This window comes from Streptomyces sp. NPDC048441 (assembly GCF_043200235.1).
Lineage (GTDB): Bacteria > Actinomycetota > Actinomycetes > Streptomycetales > Streptomycetaceae > Streptomyces.
Genome location: NZ_JBICXM010000006.1, coordinates 212,293 through 228,163, shown reverse-complemented (window position 1 = coordinate 228,163; position 15,871 = coordinate 212,293). Strand labels below are relative to the sequence as shown.

The 15,871-nt window shown below is 71.8% G+C and carries 16 protein-coding genes; 13 read left to right on the top strand and 3 right to left on the bottom strand.

Annotated features, from left to right (window positions below; all coding sequences use genetic code 11):
* Nucleotides 1-2 precede the first annotated feature (2 nt).
* From ACGFSB_RS17200 to tsaE, 5 genes are all read left to right on the top strand, one after another.
* Nucleotides 3-1,454: an NAD(P)H-hydrate dehydratase gene (locus ACGFSB_RS17200; protein WP_393399511.1), complete on the top strand. Its 1,452-nt coding sequence runs from the start codon at nucleotides 3-5 to the stop codon at nucleotides 1,452-1,454.
* A gap of 107 nt (nucleotides 1,455-1,561) precedes the next feature.
* Nucleotides 1,562-2,440 carry a L,D-transpeptidase family protein gene (locus ACGFSB_RS17195; RefSeq protein ID WP_393399509.1) on the top strand — a complete coding sequence of 293 codons (879 nt, stop codon included), beginning with the start codon at nucleotides 1,562-1,564 and terminating at the stop codon, nucleotides 2,438-2,440.
* 50 nt (nucleotides 2,441-2,490) lie between these two features.
* The gene (gene alr / locus ACGFSB_RS17190; protein WP_393399507.1) at nucleotides 2,491-3,642 is read left to right on the top strand and encodes an alanine racemase; all 1,152 of its coding nucleotides are present in this window, start codon (nucleotides 2,491-2,493) and stop codon (nucleotides 3,640-3,642) included.
* 13 nt (nucleotides 3,643-3,655) lie between these two features.
* On the top strand, nucleotides 3,656-4,867 hold the full coding sequence (locus ACGFSB_RS17185) for an alpha/beta fold hydrolase (RefSeq protein WP_393399505.1): 1,212 nt from the start codon (nucleotides 3,656-3,658) through the stop codon (nucleotides 4,865-4,867).
* 11 nt (nucleotides 4,868-4,878) lie between these two features.
* The gene (tsaE, locus tag ACGFSB_RS17180; protein WP_393399503.1) at nucleotides 4,879-5,391 is read left to right on the top strand and encodes a tRNA (adenosine(37)-N6)-threonylcarbamoyltransferase complex ATPase subunit type 1 TsaE; all 513 of its coding nucleotides are present in this window, start codon (nucleotides 4,879-4,881) and stop codon (nucleotides 5,389-5,391) included.
* Between the two features lie 312 nt (nucleotides 5,392-5,703).
* Here the strand turns inward: tsaE and ACGFSB_RS17175 are convergent, their stop codons facing one another.
* Nucleotides 5,704-6,255: a hypothetical protein gene (locus tag ACGFSB_RS17175; RefSeq protein ID WP_393399501.1), complete on the bottom strand. Its 552-nt coding sequence runs from the start codon at nucleotides 6,253-6,255 to the stop codon at nucleotides 5,704-5,706.
* Nucleotides 6,256-6,363: 108 nt separating this feature from the next.
* Here ACGFSB_RS17175 and tsaB point away from each other — a divergent pair, with 108 nt between their 5' ends.
* Genes tsaB through ACGFSB_RS17155 form a run of 4 tightly spaced genes read left to right on the top strand, consistent with a single transcriptional unit; the run spans nucleotide 6,364 to nucleotide 8,888 of the window.
* Nucleotides 6,364-7,020, top strand: coding sequence for a tRNA (adenosine(37)-N6)-threonylcarbamoyltransferase complex dimerization subunit type 1 TsaB (gene tsaB, locus ACGFSB_RS17170; RefSeq protein ID WP_393399499.1), 657 nt, complete (start codon nucleotides 6,364-6,366; stop codon nucleotides 7,018-7,020).
* A gap of 29 nt (nucleotides 7,021-7,049) precedes the next feature.
* Nucleotides 7,050-7,523 carry a ribosomal protein S18-alanine N-acetyltransferase gene (gene rimI, locus ACGFSB_RS17165; RefSeq protein ID WP_393400171.1) on the top strand — a complete coding sequence of 158 codons (474 nt, stop codon included), beginning with the start codon at nucleotides 7,050-7,052 and terminating at the stop codon, nucleotides 7,521-7,523.
* On the top strand, nucleotides 7,516-8,634 hold the full coding sequence (gene tsaD, locus ACGFSB_RS17160; RefSeq protein ID WP_393399497.1) for a tRNA (adenosine(37)-N6)-threonylcarbamoyltransferase complex transferase subunit TsaD: 1,119 nt from the start codon (nucleotides 7,516-7,518) through the stop codon (nucleotides 8,632-8,634). The genes rimI and tsaD overlap by 8 nt, the downstream gene beginning before the upstream one ends.
* On the top strand, nucleotides 8,631-8,888 hold the full coding sequence (locus ACGFSB_RS17155; protein WP_393399495.1) for a hypothetical protein: 258 nt from the start codon (nucleotides 8,631-8,633) through the stop codon (nucleotides 8,886-8,888). Before tsaD ends, ACGFSB_RS17155 begins: the two co-directional genes overlap by 4 nt.
* Before the next feature lie 24 nt (nucleotides 8,889-8,912).
* Here ACGFSB_RS17155 and ACGFSB_RS17150 read toward each other — a convergent pair whose 3' ends face one another.
* On the bottom strand, nucleotides 8,913-9,632 hold the full coding sequence (locus ACGFSB_RS17150) for a TetR/AcrR family transcriptional regulator (protein WP_393399493.1): 720 nt from the start codon (nucleotides 9,630-9,632) through the stop codon (nucleotides 8,913-8,915).
* A gap of 80 nt (nucleotides 9,633-9,712) precedes the next feature.
* On the opposite strand from ACGFSB_RS17150, the gene ACGFSB_RS17145 reads away from it, so the two are divergent.
* From ACGFSB_RS17145 to ACGFSB_RS17135, 3 genes are all read left to right on the top strand, one after another.
* The gene (locus tag ACGFSB_RS17145; protein WP_393399491.1) at nucleotides 9,713-11,227 is read left to right on the top strand and encodes an MFS transporter; all 1,515 of its coding nucleotides are present in this window, start codon (nucleotides 9,713-9,715) and stop codon (nucleotides 11,225-11,227) included.
* A gap of 42 nt (nucleotides 11,228-11,269) precedes the next feature.
* On the top strand, nucleotides 11,270-11,629 hold the full coding sequence (locus ACGFSB_RS17140) for a YciI family protein (RefSeq protein ID WP_393399488.1): 360 nt from the start codon (nucleotides 11,270-11,272) through the stop codon (nucleotides 11,627-11,629).
* A gap of 130 nt (nucleotides 11,630-11,759) precedes the next feature.
* Nucleotides 11,760-12,998: an RNA polymerase sigma factor gene (locus ACGFSB_RS17135; RefSeq protein ID WP_393400168.1), complete on the top strand. Its 1,239-nt coding sequence runs from the start codon at nucleotides 11,760-11,762 to the stop codon at nucleotides 12,996-12,998.
* A 48-nt stretch (nucleotides 12,999-13,046) separates the two neighbouring features.
* On the opposite strand, the gene ACGFSB_RS17130 is transcribed toward ACGFSB_RS17135, so the two are convergent.
* Entirely contained in the window at nucleotides 13,047-14,270 is a 1,224-nt protein-coding gene (locus tag ACGFSB_RS17130; RefSeq protein ID WP_393400166.1) for a methyltransferase domain-containing protein, read from the bottom strand.
* Between the two features lie 82 nt (nucleotides 14,271-14,352).
* On the opposite strand from ACGFSB_RS17130, the gene ACGFSB_RS17125 reads away from it, so the two are divergent.
* The gene (locus tag ACGFSB_RS17125; RefSeq protein WP_393399485.1) at nucleotides 14,353-15,336 is read left to right on the top strand and encodes a polysaccharide deacetylase family protein; all 984 of its coding nucleotides are present in this window, start codon (nucleotides 14,353-14,355) and stop codon (nucleotides 15,334-15,336) included.
* The last annotated feature ends 535 nt before the right edge of the window (nucleotides 15,337-15,871 follow it).

Here is a 15,871-nt window from a genome sequence, read left to right as displayed (position 1 = left end):
TCATGCGTACTGCGTACAGCGTGGAATCGGTCAGGGCCGCCGAGCGGGAACTGATGGCCCGGGTGCCGGAAGGGGCCCTGATGCAGCGGGCCGCCGCGGGGCTCGCGGTGGTCTGTGCCGAGGTGCTCGGCAAGGTGTACGGCGCCCGTGTCGTACTCCTCGTGGGCAGCGGGGACAACGGGGGCGATGCCCTCTACGCGGGGGCCAGGCTCGCCCGGCGCGGGGCGGGGGTTTTTGCGGTGCTGCTGTCGCCCGAGCGGGTGCATGTGGGCGGGCTCGCGGCCTTCCGTGCGGCCGGGGGGCGGGTCGCCGGTTCTGCGGATGCCGTGGCTGCGGATGTCGTGCGGAGGGCCGATCTTGTCGTCGACGGGATCGTCGGTATCGGGGGGCAGGGCGGGCTGCGGGCCGGGGCGGCTCAACTGGCGGGGACTGTGCGGGAGTCGGGGGCGCCTGTAGTCGCCGTCGATCTGCCGAGCGGGGTGGACGCCGACAGCGGGGTGGTGAGCGGGGACGCGGTCCGGGCCGATGTGACGGTGACCTTCGGGGCGTACAAGCCGGGGCTTCTGATCGATCCGGGGCGGGAGTACGCGGGTGTCGTGCGGCTCGTCGACATCGGGCTCGGGGCGGTGCTCGGTGAGGGGGAGGCCGAGGCGCTTCAGTACGCCGATGTGGCCTCGCTCCTGCCGTTGCCGACCGGGGAGAGCGACAAGTACCGGCGGGGTGTCGTGGGGATCGTCGCCGGGTCCGCCCGGTATCCGGGGGCCGCTGTGCTCGCGGTGGCCGGTGCCTTGCGAGGCGGGGCGGGGGCCGTGCGGTACGTGGGGCCCGCCGCCGACGCGGTGATCGCCCGCTTTCCGGAGGTGCTCGTCTCCGATGGGCCCGCGGCCAAGGCCGGGCGCGTGCAGGCGTGGGTGGCAGGGCCGGGGCTCGGGGACGATGCCGAGCGGCTGGCGGACGTGGTCGGCGCCGATGTGCCCGTACTGATCGACGCGGACGGGCTGCGGCTCGTCGATGCGGGCGTGGTGCGGGGGAGGGACGCGCCCACCTTGCTCACGCCCCATGCGGGGGAGGCCGCCGCCCTGTTGGGGGTCGCGCGGGAGGAGGTCGAACGCGGGCGGCTTGCCGCTGTGCGGGAGTTGGCGGGGCGGTACGGGGCGACTGTGCTGCTCAAGGGGGCTACGACGTTGGTCGCAGGGCGCGACGGGGACGTGCGGGGCGGTGCTGTGCGGGTCAACCCGACCGGGACGCCGTGGCTCGCCACCGCCGGGAGCGGGGACGTGCTTTCGGGGCTCTCCGGAGCCTTGCTCGCCGCCGGGCTCGGGGCTCGGGACGCGGGGTCCGTGGGCGCCTATCTGCATGGGCTCGCCGGGCGGCACGCGGCGGACGGGGCGCCGGTGGGGGCGCAGGACGTGGCGGAGGCGATTCCGGCGGCCTGGCGGGACGTACGCGGGTAGCGGGGATGTACGGAGGTAGCGGGGACGTACGGAGGTGAAGGAGCCCTTCGGGTGACCTCACCGCGCGGCACTGCGTGACCGGAGTGGCGCCGGGGTTCGCTCATCGCATGATCAGTAAGACAGCCAAGGGTGGCCTGGCCATGCTCCTCGCGGTGGCCGCCGCGCTTCCGGCGGGCCCCGCGCTCGCCGACCCCGCACCGCCGAGACCCGCGTCCCCCGGCGCCCGCCTGGTCCCCGGTGTCCCGCTTCCGCCGAGCCACCCGTGGCAGCTCGACACCCCGGACCAGGCGATGGCGCCGCGCGTCTATACGCCCAGCGCCGCCGAGGACGCCGTCGAGCCGGATGCCGCTGTCGGCGAGCAGCTCATCGAGTACGTGCCGCGCAGCGAGGTCTCCGCCGCCCGCTGCACCACGCGCAGCGGCCCCCATCAGCGCCAGGCCGAGCGGTGGTTGAAGCTCACCGTGGACGGCAAGCAGTCCCCGGAGGACTGCCGGGCGATCCGCGCCTTCCAGCGCAAGGAAGGCATCCGGCCCGCCATCGGCTTCGCCGGGCCCGTCACCTGGGCCCGGATGCGGCTGATCGCCGCCCGCGAGAAGCCGAACGCGGCGAAGAAGTGCCCCACGCCCGCGCAGCGCCTCGCCTGCGTCGATCTGCGGCGGCAGCTGATGTGGGTGCAGAAGGGCAAGAAGGTGCTGCTCGGTCCGGTGCCCATCAGGAGCGGGCGGGCCGGGTACACGACGCGCACCGGCTGGAACAAGATCTACTGGAAGCACAAGAACCACTGGTCGTCGATCTACGAGACGCCCATGCCGTACAGCCAGTTCTTCAACGGCGGACAGGCCTTCCACGGCATCTACGGCAACATCTACAACCCCCCTGGTTCGCGCGGCTGTGTGAACATGCGGATCGCCGACGCGCGCGCCCTGTGGAAGACGCTGCACAAGGGCGACCGGGTCTACGCGTGGGGACGCAGGCCCGGGACCTGAGGCGCGCGGCTGCGAGGGTGTCAGTGGGCTCTGAGACACTGGTCGGCGTTATGACTGAGACCGCACCCCTGCGTGCCCGCGCCGAGATCGACCTGGCCGCCCTCCGGGCCAATGTGCGGACTCTGCGCGCCCATGCGCCGGGCGCCGCCTTCATGGCCGTAGTGAAGGCGGACGGGTACGGCCACGGCATGGTGCCCTGCGCCCGCGCCGCCATCGAGGCGGGAGCCACCTGGGTGGGCACCGCGACCCCCGAGGAGGCGCTCGCCCTGCGCGCCGCCGGGATCCAGGGGCGCGTCATGTGCTGGCTGTGGACCCCGGGCGGGCCCTGGCGCGAGGCCATCGAGGCCGATCTCGACATGTCGGTGAGCGGGCTCTGGGCGCTGCGCGAAGTGTCCGCCGCGGCGCGGGCGGTGGGGCGTACGGCGCGTATTCAGTTGAAGGCCGACACCGGGCTTGGGCGCAATGGCTGTATGCCGGGCGACTGGCCCGAGCTCGTCTCGCAGGCAGGTCAGGCCGAGGCCGAGGGCCTGGTGCGCGTCACCGGGCTCTGGTCGCACTTCGCGTGCGCCGATGAGCCGGGGCATCCGTCCATCGCCGCCCAGCTCGCCCTCTTCCGCGAGATGGTCGCGGCGGCCGAGGAGCGGGGGATCAGGCCCGAGGTGCGGCACATCGCCAACTCCCCCGGGACACTCACGCTTCCCGAGACCCACTTCGATCTCGTACGACCGGGGATCGCGATGTACGGGATCTCGCCCAGCCCCGAGGTCGGGACCCCGCAGGAGTTCGGCCTTCGCCCCGTCATGACGCTCAGCGCCTCGCTCGCCCTGGTGAAGCACGTCCCCGGGGGTCACGGCGTGAGCTACGGGCATCACTACATCACCCCCGGAGACACGACTCTGGGGCTCGTGCCTGTCGGGTACGGGGACGGGATCCCGCGGCACGCGTCCGGCACCGGGCCCGTGCTCGTCGGGGGCAAGTGGCGCACGGTGGCCGGGCGCATCGCGATGGACCAGTTCGTGGTCGACCTCGGCGGGGACGAGCCGGAGCCGGGCGCCGAAGCCGTCCTGTTCGGGCCCGGTGACCGGGGCGAGCCGACCGCCGAGGACTGGGCACAGGCGGCGGGCACCATCGCGTACGAGATCGTCACACGCATCGGATCGCGCGTTCCGCGCGTCTATGTGAATGAGCGACCCGACGAGTGAGTAGGAGCGGCACGTGAGCGAGACCAGCACGGGGGCGGCCGCGGAAGTGGTGACGGAAGTCGCCGCTGCGGCCGGGAACTGGCGCAGGGCCGGCCTCGCCGGTGCCGCGATAGGCGTCGTCGCCGCGGGTGCCGCGGCCGGTGTCGCCATCGAGCGGCTGACCGTCGGCCGCGGTATGCGCAAGAAGGCGCGGCTGGCGCTCGACGCGTCGGGGCCGTACGGATCGCTGCGCGGTATGCCGGGCACGGCGTACGCGGACGACGGCACGGAGCTTTCGTACGAGGTCGACGAGGCCGATCCGGAGAGCGCGCAGTCACCGCGCCGCCGCAGGCTCTTCGGGCGCAAGGCACCCGCTCCCGTCACCGTCGTCTTCAGCCATGGCTACTGTCTGAGCCAGGACTCCTGGCACTTCCAGCGGGCGGCCCTGCGCGGCGTCGTGCGCTGTGTGTACTGGGACCAGCGCAGCCACGGCAGGTCGGGGCGCGGTGCCGCGCAGCTCGCGGACGGGACGCCGGTCTCCATCGACGAGTTGGGCCGGGACCTGAAGGCCGTCATCGACGCGGCGGCGCCCGAGGGACCGCTGGTCCTCGTCGGGCACTCCATGGGCGGCATGACGACGATGGCCCTCGCCGACCACTTCCCGGAGCTGATCCGTGAGCGCGTCGTCGGCGTCGCCCTCGTCGGTACGTCGTCCGGGCGGCTCGGCCAGGTCAACTTCGGGCTTCCGGTCGCCGGGATGAACGCCGTGCGGCGGGTGCTTCCGGGTGTCCTGAAGGCGCTCGGCTCGCAGGCCGACCTTGTGGAGAAGGGGCGGCGGGCCACCGCGGACCTTTTCGCGAGCGTCATCAAGCGCTATTCGTTCTCGTCGAAGGACGTGGACCCGGCGATCTCGCGGTTCGCCGAACGGATGATCGAGTCGACGCCGATCGACGTGGTCGCCGAGTTCTATCCGGCGTTCGCCGAGCACGACAAGGCGGAGGCGCTGAAACACTTCACGGAGTTCCCGGTGCTCGTCCTGGCCGGGGACAAGGATCTGGTGACGCCGAGCGAGCACAGCGAGGCCATCGCCGATCTGCTCCCGGATGCCGAGCTCGTGCTCGTCCCCGACGCGGGGCACCTGGTCATGCTGGAGCACCCCGATGTGGTCACGGACCGGCTCGCGGACCTCCTCGGCCGTGCGGGAGCCGTTCCTGCGGCGGCTGATGCGCGGACGTCCAGCGGCTAACGTGGGTGGGTATGGAAGCACCGTACGATCCGGCCCCTGTGAACTCCCTCGGCATCACCGTCAACTCCCCTGAGCAGATGGGTGAGTTGGGCCGCCGCCTGGCGAAAATGCTGCGCCCCGGCGACCTCGTGATGCTCACCGGTGAGCTCGGCGCGGGCAAGACGACACTGGCCCGCGGCCTGGGCGACGGCCTCGGCGTCCGCGGCGCGGTCACGTCCCCGACCTTCGTCATCGCCCGCGTCCACCCGTCACTCTCCGACGGCCCGCCCCTGGTGCACGTGGACGCGTACCGCCTGGGCGGCGGGCTCGACGAGATGGAGGACCTGGACCTCGATGTCTCGCTGCCCGAATCGGTGATCGTCGTGGAGTGGGGCGACGGCAAGGTCGAGGAGCTCTCGGACGACCGCCTGCGTGTCGTCATCGACCGCGCCGTCGGCGACACGACGGACGAGGTGCGGGAAGTGACGCTGACCGGGGTCGGGGCGCGGTGGACGGACGCGGACCTGACACTGCTGTCCGCCTGAGCCTCGTACGGCCGCCAAGGTCTTCAACGGCCTCGTACGTTCCACTGAACGTTCCGACAAGTCGTCGGCAAGATGTTGCGCGGCGTGCGTCGCGCGTGGTCACATGGATGCCAGTACTGGTTAGGTCTACCTAACCACGTCTGCCCCCGGAGCCCCAGGAGGCATCCATGTCGGCTTCAGAACGTGACCCACAGCCGCGGCCGCACGGTCTTTCGGGGCCATCGGGGATCTCGATGAGCGATCTGCTGGCGTCCTGCGCGGCGGCGAGCGCGGTGTCGACACCGCCACGCCGGCACGCGGACCCGGAAGTCCCTACGGAACGACGACGACCTTCTTGCTGATCGTCGCGAACTCCCACATCGCGTTGCCGTCCTTGCGCGACTCGCGGATACCGCCGGTCTTCTTGTCCGGGTCCGGCTTCGGCGTCGAGCCGTCCATCGCCGCGCTGAAGCCGATCGCGATGCCGTCCACGGTCGCGAAGCGCACGACGTGCTCGATCGCCACCCCGTCCGTACCGGTGACCTTCCCCGAGCGCGAGGTGACGGCGTACGTCCCCGGCACCGGGTCCACCGTGCTCGGCGTGACCTTGAAGGTGCGCCGCGTCTTGCCGGAGCCCGCGACGAGCCACACGCGGTCGTCGCCCACGGAGTAGACGACCCGCTCGCCCGCACCGGACCGCGCCGGGAGCGCCGTCCGGTGGGCCTTGTCCTTGGGGGAGCGCGACGCCGACGCCGAAGGGGACGTGTCCGGCTTCTTGCCCAGGTCGTCCGGCGCGCTGGCCGAGGCCTGGTAAGCGAGGAAGCCGACCGCGGCGACCGCGGCGGCGGTGAGCCCGGCCACGATTCCCGAGCTGCTCCTTGACACCTGCGCCACCCTCTTCGTACTCCGTACGGCTATGGGGTGACGTTAGCAGCAGGTGTGCGGCATCCCGGGTCGGCCGTGCGCCGTGCGCCGGAGCCGTAGGCTATTCGCGTGCTCTTGCTCGCTCTGGATACCGCCACTCCCGCCGTCACCGTCGCGCTGCACGACGGCTCGACCGTCGTCGCAGCCTCCAGTCAGGTGGACGCCCGCCGCCATGGCGAGCTGCTGCTTCCCGCCGTCGACCGGGTGCTCTCCGACGCCGGGCTGAGACTCGATGCCGTGACCGGCATCGTGGTCGGCATCGGCCCCGGCCCCTACACGGGCCTGCGCGTCGGCCTGATGACCGCCGACACCTTCGGCCTCGCGCTCGGTGTGCCGGTGCACGGGGTGTGCACGCTCGACGGCCTCGCGTATGAGTCCGGCATCGAGAGCGGCCCCTTCGTCGTCGCCACGGACGCGCGGCGCAAGGAGGTCTACTGGGCGCGGTACGCGGACCCGCGCACCCGCCTCACCGAGGCCGCAGTGGACCGCCCCGCCGACATCGCGGACGAGGTGGCGGGCCTGCCGGCCGTCGGCGCGGGCGCGGTGCTCTACCCCGAGACCTTCCCCGACGCCCGTGCGCCCGAGTACGTCTCGGCGGGCTCGCTCGCCTCGCTCGCCGCTGAGAAGCTGGCCGCGGGCGAGGAACTGCCGGCCCCCCGGCCGCTGTACCTCCGCCGTCCTGACGCTCAGGTCCCCAAGAACTACAAGGTGGTCACCCCCAAGTGACATCCGTGACGACAGCTGTCCTGCGCGAGATGCGCTGGTGGGACATCGAGCCCGTCTTCGTCCTCGAGAAGGAACTCTTCCCGGACGACGCCTGGTCGCGCGGCATGTTCTGGTCCGAGCTCGCCCATGCGCGCGGGCCGCTGGCCACCCGCCGCTACGTGGTGGCGACGGACGGGGACCGTCTCGTCGGGTACGCGGGTCTCGCATCGGCCGGTGACCAGGCCGACGTACAGACCATCGCGGTGGCCCCGAGCCACTGGAGCACGGGGCTCGGCTCCCTGCTCCTCACCGATCTGCTGGGTGCGGCGACCGCCTTCGAGTGCTCCGAGGTCCTGCTCGAAGTGCGGGTCGACAACAAGCGGGCGCAGAAGCTGTACGAGCGCTTCGGCTTCGAGCCCATCGGCTTCCGGCGCGGCTACTACCAGCCGGGCAACGTGGACGCCCTGGTGATGCGCCTGACCGACCCCTCAACCTCCGTACAAGGAACCGACACCCATGGCTGACTCGCGCGACCAACCTCTCGTCCTCGGGATCGAGACCTCCTGCGACGAGACCGGCGTCGGCATCGTCCGTGGCACCACCCTGCTCGCGGACGCCGTCGCCTCCAGCGTCGACGAGCACGCGCGCTTCGGCGGTGTCGTGCCCGAGGTCGCGTCGCGGGCACACCTGGAGGCGATGGTGCCGACCATCGAGCGCGCCCTGAAGGAAGCGGGGGTGACGGCGAGGGACCTCGACGGCATCGCGGTGACCGCGGGGCCCGGTCTCGCGGGCGCGCTGCTCGTGGGCGTATCGGCGGCCAAGACATACGCGTACGCGCTCGGCAAACCGCTCTATGGAGTGAACCACCTGGCCTCGCACATCTGCGTCGACCAGCTGGAGCACGGCACGCTGCCCGAGCCGACGATGGCGCTGCTCGTCTCCGGCGGCCACTCCTCGCTGCTGCTCTCCTCCGACATCACATCGGACGTACGACCGCTGGGCGCGACGATCGACGACGCGGCGGGCGAGGCCTTCGACAAGATCGCACGGGTACTCAACCTGGGCTTCCCGGGCGGTCCCGTCATCGACCGGTACGCGAAGGAGGGCGACCCGAACGCGATCACCTTCCCGCGCGGCCTCACCGGGCCGCGCGACGCCGCGTACGACTTCTCCTTCTCCGGCCTGAAGACGTCCGTCGCCCGCTGGATCGAGGCGAAGCGGGCCGCCGGCGAGGACATTCCCGTACGTGATGTGGCGGCGTCCTTCCAGGAGGCGGTCGTCGACGTGCTGACCCGCAAGGCCGTACGGGCCTGCAAGGACGAGGGCGTGGACCACCTCATGATCGGCGGCGGTGTCGCCGCCAACACGCGGCTTCGGGCCCTCGCCCAGGAGCGCTGCGAGGCGGCCGGGATCCGGCTCCGGGTGCCGCGGCCGAAGCTGTGCACGGACAACGGCGCGATGGTGGCGGCTCTCGGCGCGGAGATGGTGGCGCGGAACCGGTCGGCGTCCGACTGGGATCTTTCGGCGGACTCTTCGCTGCCGGTTACGGAGCCGCACGTTCCGGGGCACGCGCATACGAGCGATCACGACCACGATCATGTGCACGAGGTCAGCAAGGACAATCTCTACTCATGACCGTCGCGCTGATGTGGGAGGCCCGTGCCGCCGAGGGGCGGGGCGATGAACTGCTCGCCTGGGCGCGGGCGCAGGTGCTCGACGGGGAGCCGGTCCGGCGGGAGAGCTTCTGCGCCCCGCAGGACCGGGTGCTCGTCCTGACCTGGTGGGACGCCGCGTACGACGCTGACCTGCCCGAACTGCCGGAGCCCGCACCGGAGTTGGTGATGCGGGCGGTGCACAGGTGGCGGTTCGAGTCGGTGGGCCTGGACTGACTCCCCGTACCGGCCGGGGGTGGTTCAGGGGCGTCGCGCCCGGCCCAGGAGCCCGTCGATGACCGCGCCCAGCTGCTCGGACACGTCGTAGGCCTCGGTCAGTTCCAGCCAGCGGTCGGCGAGCGCTGTCATGTGGGGCAGGTCGGTGGCGTCCGCCTCCGTGATCATGCCGGGGAAGTGGCGCTTGCGGTCCGGTTCCGCGGAGCGGCGGGCCATCGCCTGCCGGAAGACCAGGTCGCCGTAGACGCAGTGCCAGATGGTGCGGTAGGCCGCGACGGCCTGGGCCTGGGTGAGCCCGCAGGCGATGCCGCAGCCGATGATCTCCTCGACCATCCACAGGGCGCCCTTGTCGGTGAGGTCGCCGAGGCTCAGTACCTCGACCACCCACGGCATCCGCGCCAGCGTGTCGTGCATGTGCAGGGAGACCGCGAGCAGCCGGTCGCGCGGATCGTCGGGGAGCTCGGGGCGCGGGGTCGAGTCGGCCGTCCCTGACAGGGTGAGCATCAGGAGCTCGTCCTTGTCGTGTACGTGGTGGTAGAGCGCCATGGGGGTCGTGCCGACCTCCTTGGCGACCCGGCGCATGCTCAGGGCGGCCACGCCCTCCTCCTGGAGGATGCGGCGCGCGACGTCGACGATCGTGTCGAGGTCGATGCGGCTGGGGCGGCCGCGCTTCTTCTTCTCGCCGCCTGATTTCGCTGTTTCTGGCTCTGGCGCTGGTGCTGGCTCTGCCTTCTCTGCTTCCACGTGGCTCATTGTCGCGCCCGCGGCGGGTGGGTGGTGCTCTCCGCTGTATTTTCTATACGCGTATAGTAATGTGCGTGGGCATGGTGAATACCACTGACTCCACCACTGACTCCACTGCTGACTCCCCGCCCTCACAGACCCGTTGGCTGCTCCCGGTGCTGCTCACCGTGCAGTTCCTGGTCTCCCTCGACATGTCCGTCGTCAACATCGCGCTGCCCGACATCGGCGACGACCTCGGCTTCGGTGCCGATTCGCTGCTCTGGGTCGTCAACGCCTACGCGCTCGCCTTCGGCGGCCTCCTCATGCTGGGCGGCCGCCTCGCCGACCTGGCGGGGCGGCGGCGCACCCTGATCGCCGGGTTCGCCGTCTTCGGCGTCGCCAGCCTGGCGGGCGGGCTCGCGCAGACACCGGGGCAGTTGGTCGCGGCGCGGGCCGTGCAGGGCGTGGGGGCGGCGGCGCTCGCACCGGTCGCCCTCGCGCTGATCACCGTCAACTACGCGGCGGGGCCCGCGCGTTCAAAGGCGCTCGGACTCTGGGGTGCGGCGGGCGCGCTCGGTGCTGCGGTCGGGGTGATGGCGGGCGGGCTGCTCACGGACGTGGCGGGCTGGCGCTCGGTGATGCTGGTCAACGTCCCCGTGGTGCTCGGCGCCCTCGCCCTCTCGCGGCGGGGCGTGCCCGCCGACCGGCGCACCGGGCCCGCGCCGCGCCTCGACGTGGTGGGGGCGCTCCTCGTCACCGCGGGGATGGCGGTGCTCGTCCTCGGGCTCGTGCGCACGGAGACGTACGCATGGGGGTCCGGCACGACCCTGGGCACGCTCGGTGCGGCGGCGGGGCTCCTTGTCGCGTTCGCCGTCGTCGAATCCCGCAAGCGGGAGCCGCTGCTCCGGCTCGGCCTGCTCAGGAACAGGCCCGTGCTCTCCGCGAACGCGTTCGCGCTGCTGATGTCATCGGGGCAGTTCGCCGCCTTCTACTTCACCTCGCTCTACCTCCAGGAGGTCATGTCGTACGGATCGACGCGGGCGGGGGCGGCGTTCCTGCCGTTCTGCGCGGGCGTCGTCGCCGGGTCGGTGATCTCGGCGCGGAAGGCCGGGCGGTTCGGGGAGCGGGCGCTCCTGGTGACCGGCGGGCTCCTCGGGGCGGCCGGGTTCGGGTGGTTCGCCCTCGCGGTCGGGCCAGGCGGCACCTTCCTGGGGTCCGTCGTGGGGCCCTCGCTGGTCGCGAGCGTCGGCATCGGCATGTGCTTCGTGCCGCTGGGCTCGGCGGCGACGTCAGGTGTCGCCGCCGAGGAGACCGGCATGGCGTCGGGGCTGCTCAACAGCTCACGCCAGCTGGGCGGCTCGCTGGGGCTCGCGGTCCTGGTCACGGTGGCGTCGGGCGTCACGGGGGAGCGCCGGAGTCCTGGCGCGCTCGCGGACGGGTACGCGATGGCGTTCGGGGTCGCTGCGGCGCTGCTGGTCGCGGCCGCGCTGGCGACGGCGGTGCTGCATCGTGCGCCAGCACGGCTGCGACCTGCACAGACGTATGACCGGAAAGATTCTTCGAAGAATCTGGGCGACGATGTCGATCCGGGCGTCTCCCGTTCGACGCATGGGTGAGAGGCGGGAAGAAGCCCCGCCACCACCCGATGGGAGAGCACCGTGCCGCGCTACCTGACGATGATCCGTATCAACGAGAACGACATGCCCGACGAGGGTGGTCCGAGCCTCGAACTGCAGGAGCGCATGGGCGTGCTGTTCGAGGAGATGACCAAGGCCGGGGTGATGCTCGACAACGCGGGCCTCCGGCCGACCGCCGAGGGCGCTCGCGTCACCTGGGAGAAGGGTGAACTGTCCGTCACCGACGGTCCGTTCACCGAGACCAAGGAGGTCATCGGCGGTTACTCGATCATGCAGGCCAAGGACAGTGCCGAGGCGATCGAGTGGACCAAGCGGTTCCTGAAGACCCACGAGGAGTACTGGACGATCACCGTGGAGGTGCGGGAGATCGGGGAGGGCTGAGGGGGAACCCGACCCTGGCCTGAGCCTTTGCGGCGTCCGCGGTGGGGTGCTCTGATGGGTGGCCGTGAGCCAACCGCCGGAGCACCCCCGCTGCCGTACGTCGTCGGACACCGTCGAGACCGTCTTCCGCATGGAGTCGCCGCGCATCATCGCCGGCGTCGCGCGGATCGTGCGGGACGTCGGCATCGCCGAGGAGCTGGCGCAGGACGCCTTGGTCGCGGCCCTCGAACAGTGGCCGGATGCGGGCGTCCCCGACAACCCGGGCGCCTGGCTCATGGCCACCGCCAGGAACCGTGCCGTCGACCTGGTGCGCCGCCGGGAGCGCTACGCGCGCAAGCTGGCGGAGGTCGGCCGGGACCTGGAGTCCGCGCCGCCGCACGTCATGGACGAACCGGCGGACCCCGACGACATCGACGACGACCTCCTCCGCCTCGTCTTCACCGCCTGCCACCCGGTGCTCTCCGCCGAGGCCCGCGTCGCGCTGACCCTGCGGCTGCTCGGCGGTCTGACCACCGCGGAGATCGCGCGCGCGGTGCTCGCGCCGGAGGCGACGGTGGCGCAGCGGATCGTGCGGGCGAAGCGGACCCTCGCCGCGAAGGGCGTCGTCTTCGAAGTCCCGTACGGCCCGGACCGGGAGGCCCGCCTCGGGTCCGTCCTCGGGGTCATCTACCTCATCTTCAACGAGGGGTACGCCGCTACCGCGGGGGACGACTGGCTGCGCCCCGCGTTGTGCGAGGACGCGCTGAGGCTGGCCCGGGTGCTCGCGGGCCTGATGCCCAAGGAACCCGAAGTGCACGGCCTTGCGGCGCTGCTGGAGCTCCAGGCTTCGCGCGCGGCGGCGCGGACGGGCCCGTCCGGCGAACCGGTCCTGCTCAAGGACCAGAACCGGGCCCGCTGGAACCGGCCGCTGATCCGGCGGGGCTTCGCCGCTCTGGAGCGGGCGCAGGAGGTGTCCACGGGGGCGGCAGGCCCCTACGCGCTACAGGCCGCGATCGCGGCCTGTCACGCCCATGCGCATACGTACGGGGAGACCGACTGGCGGCAGATCGCAGCCCTCTACGCCCTGCTCGCGGCCCGCACTCCGTCCCCGGTGGTCGAGCTGAACCGCGCGGTCGCGGTGTCGATGGCCTCCGGCCCGGCGGAGGCATTGCCCCTGGTGGACGCGCTCGCGGCGGAACCTTCCCTGCGGGGTTACCACTTGCTGCCGAGTGTGCGGGGGGATCTGCTGGCCCGCCTGGGGCGGCGGGCGGAGGCGCGGGCGGAGTTCGAGCGGGCGGCGGGGCTTGCGGGGAATGCGCGGGAGCGGGAGTTGCTGCTGGGGCGGGCGGAGGCGCTGCGGGGTGATCGGGCGGGTAGGTGGGAGAGCTAGCCGCTCCGGCGTTTGAGGAGCGGGGTTCGGGGCGGAGCCCCGTGGCGGTCACCCCGCCGCCGGGTGCCCGATCAGCATCGTCGGGGCGCCGGCCACCCGCGTGAGGAACACGGTGGCTGAGTTCTTGCCCTGCGGCTTCACCTTCCGGCGGAGTTCCTCCGGTTCCACCGCCGAGCCTCGCTTCTTCACCGTCAGGACGCCGACACCCCGCTCCCGCAGCAGCGCCTTCAGCTTCTTCACCCCGAAGGGGAGTTGGTCCGTGATCTCGTACGCCACCGCGTACGGCGTCTCGTGCAGCGCGTCGGACGTGACGTACGCGATCGTCTCGTCGATCAGTCCGCCCTCGACCCGCGAGGCCACCTCCGCCACCAGATGCGCGCGGATGACGGCCCCGTCCGGCTCGTAGAGGTAGCGCCCCACCGCTCGCACCTGCGGGTCCGGCAGCATCGCGTCGAGCGAGGACCACAGGGAGGCGCCCGAGGGCAGCAGCGTCGCGCGGTGCGATGACGGGGTGTCCGTGCCGAACCACAGCACGGCCTCCTTCACATCGCCGCCGTCCGAGATCCACTCCGCCGCGGCCTCGGCGGGAACCGCCTCGTGCGGAATGCCGGGAGCGATCTTCAGCGCCGCGTGCGGGGCCTTGCGGGCGGCCTGGACTGCCCAGGAAAGGGGCGGGGAGTAGGCCTCGGGGTCGAAGATGCGGCCCCGGCCGCCACGCCGCGCAGGGTCCACGAAGACGGCGTCGTACGCGGCTGTGTCCACCTCGGTGACATCGGCCTCGCGCACCTCGATCAACTCGGCGAGTCCCAGCGCGTCGGCGTTCGCGCGAGCCACCGCGCAGGTCAGCGGGTCGCGGTCGACGGCCAGGACGGCGATCCCGGCACGGGCGAGGGCGATCGCGTCGCCGCCGATGCCACAGCAGAGGTCGGCCACACTGCGTACGCCAAGGGCCTTGAAGCTCTCGGCGCGATGGACGGCCACGCTCGTACGCGTCGCCTGTTCGACGCCGTTCGGCGTGAAGAACATCCGGCCGGCGTCCTCGGCGCCGAACTTCGCCACCGCACGCCGCCGCAGCCGCGCCTGCGCGAGCACCGCCGTGACAAGGTCCGCCGGGTGCTCGCGGCGCAGGCGGGTGGCGACGGCCAGTTCCCGCGCCGGATCGGCCTCCCGCACCTCGTCGATGTCGAGCAGGGACCGGCCTTCGGCGGTGAGCAGCGCGGAGAAGGAGGCCAGGGCGGTCGAGGCGCGGTCGAGGTCGTTCACCCGGCCCATTGTGGGCCAGTCGGTGGACGGTGTGCGCCCGGCGGCGGTGTCGGGCCGTCCGCAGGGCCGTGAGCTGCAAAGATCCGGCGCCATGCAACTAGTACGACAAAACGACAAATTCAGGGCGAGACGGAAGGGTCCGGGGTTGGTCCCGGCGCGGAGTCGGGTGAGGGGGCGGGTGCGGGGCCGGGTGAGAGGACGGGTGCGGGCCGGGGTGGCCGTCCTCGCCGTCGCCGCGATCGCCTCCGGCTGCGCCTCGGGGTCCGACGGCGGTGTGCAGCCCGCCCCCGGCCAGCAGCACCTGGAGGCACCGCCCGCCCGCGCCCTCGACTCCTACGCCCAGAAACTCCGCGTCGCCCAGGTCGCCCGCGCAGCCGCCGCGAAACGCTGGGGTCTGGCGAAGACCCCGCTCAGCGCACCCGCCGCCCCCGCGAAGAAGCCGCGGATCACCACCCGCAAGGGGTTCGAGGTCACGGGCCAGGCGAGCCTGCCGCCCGTCTTCACGACCGTCCCGACCAAGAAGAAGATCGTCTTCCTGACCATCGACGACGGCGCCGAGAAGGACCCGGCGCTGCTGAAGATGATGAGCGAGCTGAAGATCCCGTACACCGCGTTCCTCAGTGACTACCTGGTCAAGGAGGACTACGGCTACTTCAAGAAGATGCAGTCGCGCGGCGTCTCGCTGAACAACCACACCCTCAACCACCGCTACCTGCCGGGGCTTTCGTACGAGGGGCAGCGTCGCGAGATCTGCGGTATGCAGAACACCATCCAGAAGCACTACGGCAAACGGCCCGAGCTCTTCCGCCCGCCGTACGGCAACTACAACGTGGACACCCTGCGCGCCGCCAAGTCCTGCGGCGTCAAGGCGGTGCCGCTGTGGGCGTCCGAGGCCTTCACCGACCACATGGAGTGGCGCGAGTGGGACCGGGACCTGCATCCCGGCGACATCATCCTCACGCACTTCCGGGGGCGCGAGGACTGGAAGGGCACGATGCCCGACATGGTCCGCAAGGTCATGAAGACGGTCACCGACAAGGGGTACGCGGTGGCCAGGCTGGAGGACTACCTGTGACCGGGCGGGCGCGGGTGCGGCGGTTTCTTGTCGGGGCTCTCGCGGCAGGCGTGCTCGCGCCCGCACTGCTCTCCGGGTGCGCACAGTCGGTGGACCCGATCGAGCGCTTGGGCAGAAAGGCGGCGGAAAAGGTCCCCCAGAGAAAGCCGGGGCCTTCGACTGCCCCTGGCTGTGGGCAGGCGTTCCGCAAGGCGAGTGGGGCCTCCCCTGGTGGAGCGGAGCCGAGACCTTGGGGAAGGGTGGGCACAGCCCCACCCGCGGGCCCGCCGGAAAAGCAGCGGTACGAGGCAACGGAGACGGAACCCCCCACCCCGGGGAAACGTTGCCCCGAGGGGCGCCAAGCCCCTCCGTACAGCACCCCACCCGGCTAAGACCCGCGTCAGCGAATTGGCACTCCGCTTGACCGAGTGCTAATCCCCGTCCTAGTGTCGACCCTGGCACTCACCACTGGAGAGTGCCAATAGCGACGGGCAGGTCCGGCACCCGCGACGACGGATCCACCTGGTCGCCACCCCAGACTGTTAACCCCGTAGAT

What these genes read in the sequence shown, in the direction of transcription:
- ACGFSB_RS17195 (WP_393399509.1), top strand. Translation starts at nt 1,562, where the DNA reads ATGATCAGTAAGACAGCCAAGGGTGGCCTGGCCATGCTCCTCGCGGTG.
- ACGFSB_RS17125 (WP_393399485.1), top strand. Translation starts at nt 14,353, where the DNA reads ATGCAACTAGTACGACAAAACGACAAATTCAGGGCGAGACGGAAGGGT.
- alr (WP_393399507.1), top strand. Translation starts at nt 2,491, where the DNA reads ATGACTGAGACCGCACCCCTGCGTGCCCGCGCCGAGATCGACCTGGCC.
- tsaE (WP_393399503.1), top strand. Translation starts at nt 4,879, where the DNA reads ATGGAAGCACCGTACGATCCGGCCCCTGTGAACTCCCTCGGCATCACC.
- ACGFSB_RS17155 (WP_393399495.1), top strand. Translation starts at nt 8,631, where the DNA reads ATGACCGTCGCGCTGATGTGGGAGGCCCGTGCCGCCGAGGGGCGGGGC.
- tsaD (WP_393399497.1), top strand. Translation starts at nt 7,516, where the DNA reads ATGGCTGACTCGCGCGACCAACCTCTCGTCCTCGGGATCGAGACCTCC.
- ACGFSB_RS17145 (WP_393399491.1), top strand. Translation starts at nt 9,713, where the DNA reads ATGGTGAATACCACTGACTCCACCACTGACTCCACTGCTGACTCCCCG.
- rimI (WP_393400171.1), top strand. Translation starts at nt 7,050, where the DNA reads ATGCGCTGGTGGGACATCGAGCCCGTCTTCGTCCTCGAGAAGGAACTC.
- ACGFSB_RS17130 (WP_393400166.1), bottom strand. Translation starts at nt 14,270, where the DNA reads ATGGGCCGGGTGAACGACCTCGACCGCGCCTCGACCGCCCTGGCCTCC.
- ACGFSB_RS17200 (WP_393399511.1), top strand. Translation starts at nt 3, where the DNA reads ATGCGTACTGCGTACAGCGTGGAATCGGTCAGGGCCGCCGAGCGGGAA.
- ACGFSB_RS17135 (WP_393400168.1), top strand. Translation starts at nt 11,760, where the DNA reads ATGGAGTCGCCGCGCATCATCGCCGGCGTCGCGCGGATCGTGCGGGAC.